At 43.5% G+C, this 979-nt stretch carries 1 protein-coding gene and 1 pseudogene; one reads left to right on the top strand and one right to left on the bottom strand.

Going from position 1 to position 979, the window contains the following annotated elements; translation table 11 throughout:
* Window positions 1–282, top strand: a pseudogene (locus A3762_RS24460) (glycosyl transferase); the annotation flags it as partial.
* Between the two features lie 48 nt (window positions 283–330).
* Here the strand turns inward: A3762_RS24460 and nfuA are convergent.
* Window positions 331–912, bottom strand: a complete 582-nt coding sequence (gene nfuA / locus A3762_RS24455; RefSeq protein ID WP_068756485.1) for a Fe-S biogenesis protein NfuA — start codon at window positions 910–912, stop codon at window positions 331–333.
* Window positions 913–979 lie beyond the last annotated feature (67 nt).

Below are 979 nucleotides of genomic sequence, written 5' to 3'. Positions count from 1 at the left end.
AATCCAGATAACGACTGCACAACATTTAACTTATTGAATGGAGAGTTGAACCAAGAGACCTGGCCAAAACTATTTGGAAAACGTCACGTCAAGCCGAGCGAACTTTCGTTTGAAGATATGGTATCGCTCTGGCGAGGGAAAACAGACGACGAATATGGCGTTGCTGCTGTCGTATCTACAGCGGCGATCGCACTGAAACAAATTGAGAAAGATATAAGCCAAGAAAAAGCGCTTGAGAAAGCACAAAAAGCTTGGGACGACCGAGAAAAAGATAGGTTTTAATTTAAAGCGCAAGACGTCGGGCTGCCAGCGTCTTTTCAAGCGCTCTGACTATTTATAATACGCGTTATCTGTAACAGTATGGTCAGTAGAGTCTTTAACGCCAGAGAGCTCAGGAATCACCTCAAGTAAACGCTTCTCAACGCCATCTTTAAGTGTAATTGATACAGCACTACACCCCTGACAACCACCACCAAACTTCAGTACAGCGACATTATCTTCAGTCAGCTCAACCAAACTTACTTCACCGCCATGCGATGCCAAGCCAGGATTAATATCAGTGACTAACAGATAGCGAATACGCTCTTCAACACTTGAGTTTTCATCAACTCGTGGCATTTTTGCGTTTGGAGCCTTGATCGTTAACTGCCCGCCCATTTTCTCTTCGGCGTAATCAACAAACGCTTCTTCCAAGTAAGGAATACTTTTAGTTTCGACGTACAATTTAAAACCTTCAAGCTCAACTACCGTATCATCAGGAACGATATCTTCCTTCTTACAGTACGCCAAGCAAGTTTCAGCACCCTTAGTACCAGGCTGCGTCACAAACATACGAACGCCCATACCAGGCTCGTCTTGACGCCCTATTAATTGCCCTAAGTAGGTTTGTGCCGATTCGGAAACTGTAACCATATAAATACCCTCGAAAATTTGGCGTAATTCTATGCTTTTTGGACCCAAGATAAAAGCCTTAGTAATT

This window comes from Oleiphilus sp. HI0125 (assembly GCF_001635355.1).
Note: the sequence above shows the minus strand (reverse complement) of the source record. Positions and strands in the feature narration are given on the sequence as shown.